The 7,198-nt window shown below is 54.3% G+C and carries 5 protein-coding genes; 3 read left to right on the top strand and 2 right to left on the bottom strand.

The genetic code is table 11. From position 1 onward, the window contains the following. Nucleotides 1–127 precede the first annotated feature (127 nt). The 3 genes from CFR71_RS12995 (at nucleotide 128) to CFR71_RS12985 (ending at nucleotide 5,571) form a co-directional block, all read left to right on the top strand. Nucleotides 128–1,597 (top strand): site-specific DNA-methyltransferase, encoded by a 1,470-nt coding sequence (locus tag CFR71_RS12995; protein WP_110531780.1) that lies wholly within the window; start codon nucleotides 128–130, stop codon nucleotides 1,595–1,597. Nucleotides 1,598–1,671: 74 nt separating this feature from the next. Next, nucleotides 1,672–4,704 carry a type III restriction-modification system endonuclease gene (locus tag CFR71_RS12990; protein WP_207781391.1) on the top strand — a complete coding sequence of 1,011 codons (3,033 nt, stop codon included), beginning with the start codon at nucleotides 1,672–1,674 and terminating at the stop codon, nucleotides 4,702–4,704. A gap of 372 nt (nucleotides 4,705–5,076) precedes the next feature. After that, entirely contained in the window at nucleotides 5,077–5,571 is a 495-nt protein-coding gene (locus CFR71_RS12985) for a hypothetical protein (RefSeq protein ID WP_110531776.1), read from the top strand. A gap of 155 nt (nucleotides 5,572–5,726) precedes the next feature. On the opposite strand, the gene rfbD is transcribed toward CFR71_RS12985, so the two are convergent. Together rfbD and rfbC are read right to left on the bottom strand one after the other, a co-directional pair. Beyond that, complete coding sequence (gene rfbD / locus CFR71_RS12980) at nucleotides 5,727–6,626, bottom strand: dTDP-4-dehydrorhamnose reductase (RefSeq protein WP_110531774.1); 900 nt, start codon at nucleotides 6,624–6,626, stop codon at nucleotides 5,727–5,729. Beyond that, the gene (gene rfbC, locus CFR71_RS12975) at nucleotides 6,619–7,179 is read right to left on the bottom strand and encodes a dTDP-4-dehydrorhamnose 3,5-epimerase (RefSeq protein WP_110531772.1); all 561 of its coding nucleotides are present in this window, start codon (nucleotides 7,177–7,179) and stop codon (nucleotides 6,619–6,621) included. Before rfbC ends, rfbD begins: the two co-directional genes overlap by 8 nt. Nucleotides 7,180–7,198 lie beyond the last annotated feature (19 nt).

The raw sequence follows: 7,198 nt of genomic DNA, 5'->3' as shown, positions 1-7,198 counted from the left end.
GCATCGGGTTTTCTTATAGCTTACGAAAATTTCTTTTGTGCAAAACAGACTTTTTCATAATCTAACCCGATGTACAACCCTTCTGTGAGATTTCCGCGTCGAGAATTACCTGATCCGGACAAAACAGATGGACGAGGCACGGGAACGTCTTGTCGCAAACCCTGACAGCAGCGGCCGTTTCCATTCCGACTGGCTTGATATGATTTATCCGCGCATCAAACTTGCCCGGAATCTGCTGACCGATGACGGGATCATTGTCGCATCCATTGATGAAAACGAAATTTCAAATCTGCGAAAGGTTTTTGACGAAATCTTTGGCGAAGAAAACATGCTGTTCCAGATTACCCTCCTGTGCAATCCCAAGGGAAGGTCACAGGACAGATATGTTGCAAACTGCCATGAATATCTGGTGGGATATGCCAAAAGGCAGCTTCCAAAGGGTGCCCTGAACGTCCCGAAGGACGACGATGAGATTTCGGAAAATTACAGGCTGTCGGATGATCGCGGACCATATCGCGAACTGGAACTTCGCAATACCCATCGGGAATTCGGGAAACATAATCGCCCCAACCTCTATTATCCTTTTTACGTGAATGGCAAAGGCGAAATTTCACTTGAACCTAAACGGGGATATCTTGCGATCTATCCCGACTGGGACGATGGTTTCGAGGGATGCTGGACATGGGGAGAGGAGAAGGCCCGGACCCAGCTGAATGACGTGGTTGCCCGGAAGGTAAAAGGGGCATGGAAAATCTTTCGCAAGAATTATGCCACGGACGCCGACGGCAAGGCGACGAAACAGGTGAAATCCATCTGGACCGACAAGGCATTCCATACTGAAAAAGGCCAAGCGGCGTTCAACGAACTTTTCCAGAGCCGCGAGAAATATTTCCAGTCCCCCAAGTCGGTCGATACATTGCGCGAACTGCTCCGGATGGCGACGGACAGGGAGTCCACCATTCTGGATTTCTTTGCCGGGTCCGGAACGACAGCCCATGCGGTTCTGGCGCAGAATGCCGCTGATGGCGGAAACCGTAAGTTCATCATGGTCCAGATCGCGGAACCCACACCGGAAGACTCTATGGCACGCAGGGCCGGTTATGCGACTGTCGCCGAAATCACGAAAGAGCGTATTCGCCGGGCAGGAAAGCAAATTTCCGAAGGCACATGTCATCCTGAATGGAATGGCGACATCGGTTTCCGGGTATTCCGGGTCGATACCTCCAACATGAAGGATGTCTATTACCGCCCCGATGAACTGAAGCAGTCCGACCTGCTCGACATGGTGGATAACGTCAAGAAAGGTCGCACGGCCGAGGACCTGCTGTTTCAGGTGCTGGTTGACTGGGGGATGGACCTGACATTGCCCGTCAGGTGCGAGACCGTGAAAGGCAAGTCCGTCTTCTTCGTTGATGACGGGGCCTTCATCGCCTGTTTCGATCGAGGCGTTACGGAGGATCTGGTCAAGGCGCTCGCCAAGCATAAACCCCAGCGCATCGTTTTCCGCGACAACGGATTTGCGTCAGATGCGCTCAGGATCAATGCTGAACAGATTTTCCGGCAATTCTCCCCCTCAACCGAAGTCCGGGCGATCTGAGGCCTGTCATGAAGCTGAAATTCAGGAACCAGCCTTACCAAGCAGAAGCGGTCTCCTCTGTCACTGATTGCTTTATGGGACAGCCGAAAGAAGATGGCCTGTCCTATCGCATCGACCGGGGCGAAAATGCGCAGGCCAGCACCTTTGAGGATGGGGTTGGCAATGCCAGCCTTGTGCTGGATGAGGCCCGGATCCTCCATAATATCCAGCAGGTCCAGCGTCGCCAGAACCTGCCCGTTTCGCAGTCGCTGACGGATTTCACCACCGTGAACGGGCACGGCGAAACCGTGCCTGTCAGCGCAGCCTACCAAAAGCATGCACTGGCTGCGACCCGTATCCACCTGGATGTGGAGATGGAAACGGGAACGGGAAAAACCTATTGCTATATCAAGACCATTTTCGAGATGAACAAGCTTTATGGCTGGTCGAAGTTCATCATCATGGTCCCTTCGATCGCCATTCGCGAAGGTGTCTGCAAAACGCTCGGGATCACGGCGGACCATTTCGCAGAAAGCTATGGGAAAAAGGCCCGGTTCTTCATTTACAATTCGAAGCGCCTCCATGAACTGGAAAGCTTTTCTTCGGATGCCGGGATCAATGTGATGGTGATCAACATCCAGGGCTTCAACTCACGAAGCATGGATAATCTCCGGATTTACGAAAAGCTGGATGATTTCCAGTCCCGCAGGCCAATCGACGTCATCGCCGCAAACCGTCCCATCCTGATCCTTGACGAACCGCAGAAGATGGGGGGCGCCACGCAGGAAGCCCTGCCAAAGTTCCACCCGCTGATAGTCCTGCGTTATTCGGCCACGCACAAGACGCAGCATAAGCGCGTCTACAGGCTTGATGCGCTCGATGCCTATAACCAGAAGCTGGTGAAGCGGATCGCGGTGCGGGGCATCCAGACACGCGGACTGGCGGGAACCAGCGCCTATCTCTATCTCGAAGGGATTGATATTTCGCAAAAGACGCCCATGGCGCGGATCGAACTGGAAGTAAAACTGAAATCTGGCGAGATCAGGCGCCAGTTCCAGCGCCGGAAATGCCGCGACGATCTCTTCAAAGCCTCCGGCGGACTGGAGCAGTATCGTGGCTTTACCATCAGCGAGGTTGATTATAACACCAACACGATCGAATTCACGAATGGCATTGCCCTGAAATCCGGGGAAGCAAACGGCGATGTTTCCGATTCCGATATCAGGCGCATCCAGATCCGCGAAACGATCAGAACGCATCTGGACAGGGAAAAACAGCTTTTTTCCCAGGGGATCAAGGTCCTGTCCCTGTTCTTCATAGATGAAGTGGCAAAGTATCGCGATTACGACCGGCCCGATGAAAAAGGCGAATATGCCCGCATCTTTGAAGAGCAGTATGCCCTGCTGAAGGATGATTACCTGACCGGTCTGCCGATTGATAATGTGGCCTATCGCGATTACCTCGCCGGGATTTCCGCATCCCGGACGCATAATGGCTATTTCGCGATGGACCGGAAGACCCATCGTTTCAGGAACCCGCATCTTGGCGCGCGCAGCACGGATTCCGACGATGCGGATGCCTATGACCTGATCCTGAAGGACAAGGAGCGGCTGCTTTCCTTCGCGGAACCGACCCGCTTCATCTTCTCTCATTCCGCATTGCGGGAGGGATGGGACAATCCGAATATTTTCGTGATGTGCATGCTCAAGCACGCCAGCAGCGCCATTTCGCGTCGGCAGGAAGTGGGACGTGGGCTGCGGCTGAGCGTGGACCAGCATGGCGAGCGCATGAACAATCCACTTACCGTGCACGACATCAATGTGCTGACGGTAATCGCGAGTGAAAGCTATCGGGATTTTGTCGCCGGGCTTCAGAAAGAGATCACGGAAACCCTGTCTTCGCGCCCGCAGGAAGCAAGCCCGGATTACTTCACGGGCAAGCTGCTCTTTACGGATACGAACAACGTCGAAATCACCGCCGACATGGCGAAACAGATCCATAACTATCTGATAAAATCAGACTATATCGACGAAAATGACCGGATTTCGCCAGCCTATCATCAGGCGAGGAGTGCCGGGACATTATCCGCATTACCTGCAAAACTGGCGCCGTATGCCGATCAGATATTCGAATTGATCGACAATATATTCACGGACGGACAGTTTCCCCGGCCGGAGGATGGACGAAGGGACAGAACCAATCCCCTGAACGCCAATTTCAAGAAGAAGGAATTTCAGGAACTATGGTCCCGCATCAACAGGAAAGCCATTTATCGCGTTGAATTCGATTCAGATGAACTGGTACGGAAATCCATCGATACCCTGAACAGGAATCTCCGCGTCACGCCGCTGCAATACACGGTTCAGGTCGGGCTGCAGAAAGAAAACCTTACCCATGGAGAGCTTCGTGGCGGGGCCGGTTTTTCGGCGACAAGGACCCGGACGGAACAGGGTGGGTCAATCCATTCCCTGGTAAAATACGACCTGATCGGCAAGGTGGCGGAAAGCGCGCAACTGACCCGGGAGACAATCGCGCGGATCCTGTCGCAGCTCGAACCGGTCATTTTCCGACAGTTCAGCATCAATCCGGAGCATTTCATTTCAGAGGCATCGCGCCTTATTGCCGAACAGAAGGCCACGATGGTGATCGAACATCTGACCTACGATGAAACCAGCGCGCGATACGATACGGATATTTTCACCGCGGCCCAGATGGGCCAGGATTTTTCACGGGTCAGCAGCAAACTCAGGAAACATATTTATGACTACGCCATCACGGATTCCCAAATAGAGGCGGAATTCGTCAGGGAACTGGACATAAGCGAGGAAGTCGCCGTCTATGCCAAGCTGCCACGGGGTTTCCAGATCCCGACCCCGGTGGGGGATTACAATCCCGACTGGGCGATTTCGTTCAAATCCCGGGATGTCAGGCATATTTACTTCATCGCGGAAACAAAAGGATCGATGTCCAGCATGAAGCTGCGCGAAATCGAGAACGCAAAAATCGAATGCGCGCGGAAGTTTTTCAGGAAGATTGGGAAAAACATCAGGAAAGATGAAATCAGATACGATGTCGTGACAGACTATTCGCAGCTGATGGATATTGTCTCTTCCATGAAACAGGACTGAGCATTGCCACCCCTGACGCCCATGTTACGTCAGGAACTGTTTCAAACATCTTTTTCTAAATTCAAAGAAGTTTTTTGGTGAAGCTTTTTGCAAAAAGCTTCAAAGAACGCCGCCTTTTAAAAAAGGCTGCCCCCAAAAACTTTTATCAACAGGTTGCTTCCGAAAGAGCCTCTCAGGTTGGCAACACTATTTCCATTGCGGACCAGGAATAATCCTTTCCTCCCCATGATGCCATGGCCTCTCTCTACCCGTCAGGCATGACAGACATTTATTTCATGTTGACATCGTACTTTCATGCACATAATGAACGATACGGGACCGTTTACCAACGAGGAAACCCGACATTCCAGACTTTTACCGGACCGGCACGCAATGATTTTTTCCAGAAGCCTCGGCCCCTGTTTCCTGATGGGTTTCCTGCTTGTTCATGGCACGGTTCAGGCACGTGAAGCCTGTACCAGTCCTGACGTGCGGCTTGACCTGTCCGCGCACCAGATCGGGGTGGGCGTCGGATATCTGTGGGGACATGGCACCCTTTCGGAAGGGGGGCAGACTTATCGCTTCACCGTGCGTGGAGGAGGAATGCTGAGCCTTGGCGGCATGAGCCTGTCTGGTCAGGGATGCGTGCGTAATCTGGCGCGATTGCAGGATTTCAATGGCACTTACTGGACCGTGGGGGGAACGGCGACGATCCATCGCGGAACCGCAGGTATCGTCATGGAAAATGCCCGGGGCGTTGACATACACCTGCATGCGAAGACCCGTGGCGCACAGCTATCGGGGCAGGTTTCCCGCCTGTCTTTCCATCTGACCGCGCCCCCCGCCCGTATCCCCAAGGGCACGACTGTCGCTTCATATGTAAGGTGACGGGTGAAAGATGTTCTGGCAACTGGATTATCAGGAAAGCAATAGAAGTTTCTGGATTCTGAATTTTTTCAAAAAGCAGCGTTCTTCGAAGCTTTTTGAAAAAAGCTTCACCAAAAACTTCTCTACGGCATCCACTGGATTGACGGCATCTTTCATCAGTCCGTGGAAATGATTTTATCGACCGTGCGCACGACTGTCGGCTGCCAGTGCGGAAGCTGGACACCAAAAACCTGCTTCAACTTCCCGCAATCCAGACGGGAATCCTTTGGCCTCTTCGCGGGTGTTGGCCAGTCCTCGGTCCGGATGGCCTCCATCTCCGGCATGGGCCGACCATGACGGGCGGCTTCTTCCAGTGTCGCAGCCGCCAGCCCATACCAGGTCGTCTCGCCCTGCGCCGTTGCATGATAAATGCCGGCATACCCAGGCAGCCAGCCGGTCTGTTCGATCCGCGCGAGAATGGCGAGAATGGCATTTGCCAGGTCATCCGAACAGGTCGGATTTCCATGCTGATCGCCCACGACACGCAGCTTGGGGTTCTTGGCCCCTGCCGCGATCATCGTCTTGACGAAATTCCTGCCATGGGCCGAATACACCCATGCAGTCCGCAGGATGACGGCCTTGGGACTGGCGGCAAGAACCGCCTTCTCTCCCGCGGCCTTGGTCGCGCCATACACCGTCTGCGGGGAAATCGGGTCCGTTTCCACGTAGGGAGCCCCCTTGTCCCCGGAAAACACGTAATCCGTGGAAATATGGATTAAGGGAACATCCTGCGCCGCGCAGGCCATCGCGAGAATCCCCGGTCCCGTCTCGTTGGCGCGCCGCGCGGCCTCGATTTCATTTTCCGCCGCATCAACGGCCGTCCACGCCGCCGCATTCACGACGACAGCAGGCTTGTAACGGGTAACCGCCGCCGCGATTGTCTCGGGCCGGTCAAAATCGAATTCAGGACGACCTATCTTTACGACACGTGGGCCGCCTGCGGCTGCAAGCGACACGGCAAGCTGACCATTGCCGCCCGTTACCAGAATCCGGCCGCCGGTCGTATCCTCATTCATATGCAAACCACCCCGCCGCTGCTGAAAAGTTCGCCGCGATCCTGTCCTTGTCCGACAGGATTGCCTCTTCCGGGGCAATGGGCCAGTCGATCTTCAGTTCGGGACAATTCCATATCACCGCCCGTTCCGATGTCTTATCATACAGATTCGTGCACTTATATTGCACTTCCGCATTCTCGGTCAGCGTGACGAAGCCATGCAGGAACCCCGGCGGCAGCCACAGCTGCGACCAGTTTTCCTCTGACAGTTCGGCCGCCACCCATTGCCCATATGTTGGCGAGCCGGTGCGTGCGTCCACGGCGACATCCCAGATCGCGCCCCTGCTGCACCGTACCAGCTTTCCCTGTTCATAAGGTGCGAGCTGGCAATGCAGCCCGCGCACGACGCCTTTCTGTCGCGACAGGCTCTGGTTGTCCTGCACGAACGTCGCGTCGATCCCTGCCCCGGTCATCCGATGCAGGTTATAGGTTTCGGAAAAAAAACCACGATTGTCGCCAAAGCGGGGCGGCGTTACCAGAATCACGTCTGGAATGGCAAGACGTTCGACTTTCATCCGTTATTCCCAAATCCGA

The organism is Novacetimonas pomaceti, assembly GCF_003207955.1.
Lineage (GTDB): Bacteria > Pseudomonadota > Alphaproteobacteria > Acetobacterales > Acetobacteraceae > Novacetimonas > Novacetimonas pomaceti.
Note: the sequence above shows the minus strand (reverse complement) of the source record. Positions and strands in the feature narration are given on the sequence as shown.

Bases quoted from the DNA above. Each gene is read 5' to 3' on its own strand.
- rfbD (WP_110531774.1), bottom strand. From the start codon at position 6,626: ATGAATGAGGATACGACCGGCGGCCGGATTCTGGTAACGGGCGGCAAT.
- CFR71_RS12990 (WP_207781391.1), top strand. From the start codon at position 1,672: ATGGGACAGCCGAAAGAAGATGGCCTGTCCTATCGCATCGACCGGGGC.
- CFR71_RS12985 (WP_110531776.1), top strand. From the start codon at position 5,077: ATGATTTTTTCCAGAAGCCTCGGCCCCTGTTTCCTGATGGGTTTCCTG.
- CFR71_RS12995 (WP_110531780.1), top strand. From the start codon at position 128: ATGGACGAGGCACGGGAACGTCTTGTCGCAAACCCTGACAGCAGCGGC.
- rfbC (WP_110531772.1), bottom strand. From the start codon at position 7,179: ATGAAAGTCGAACGTCTTGCCATTCCAGACGTGATTCTGGTAACGCCG.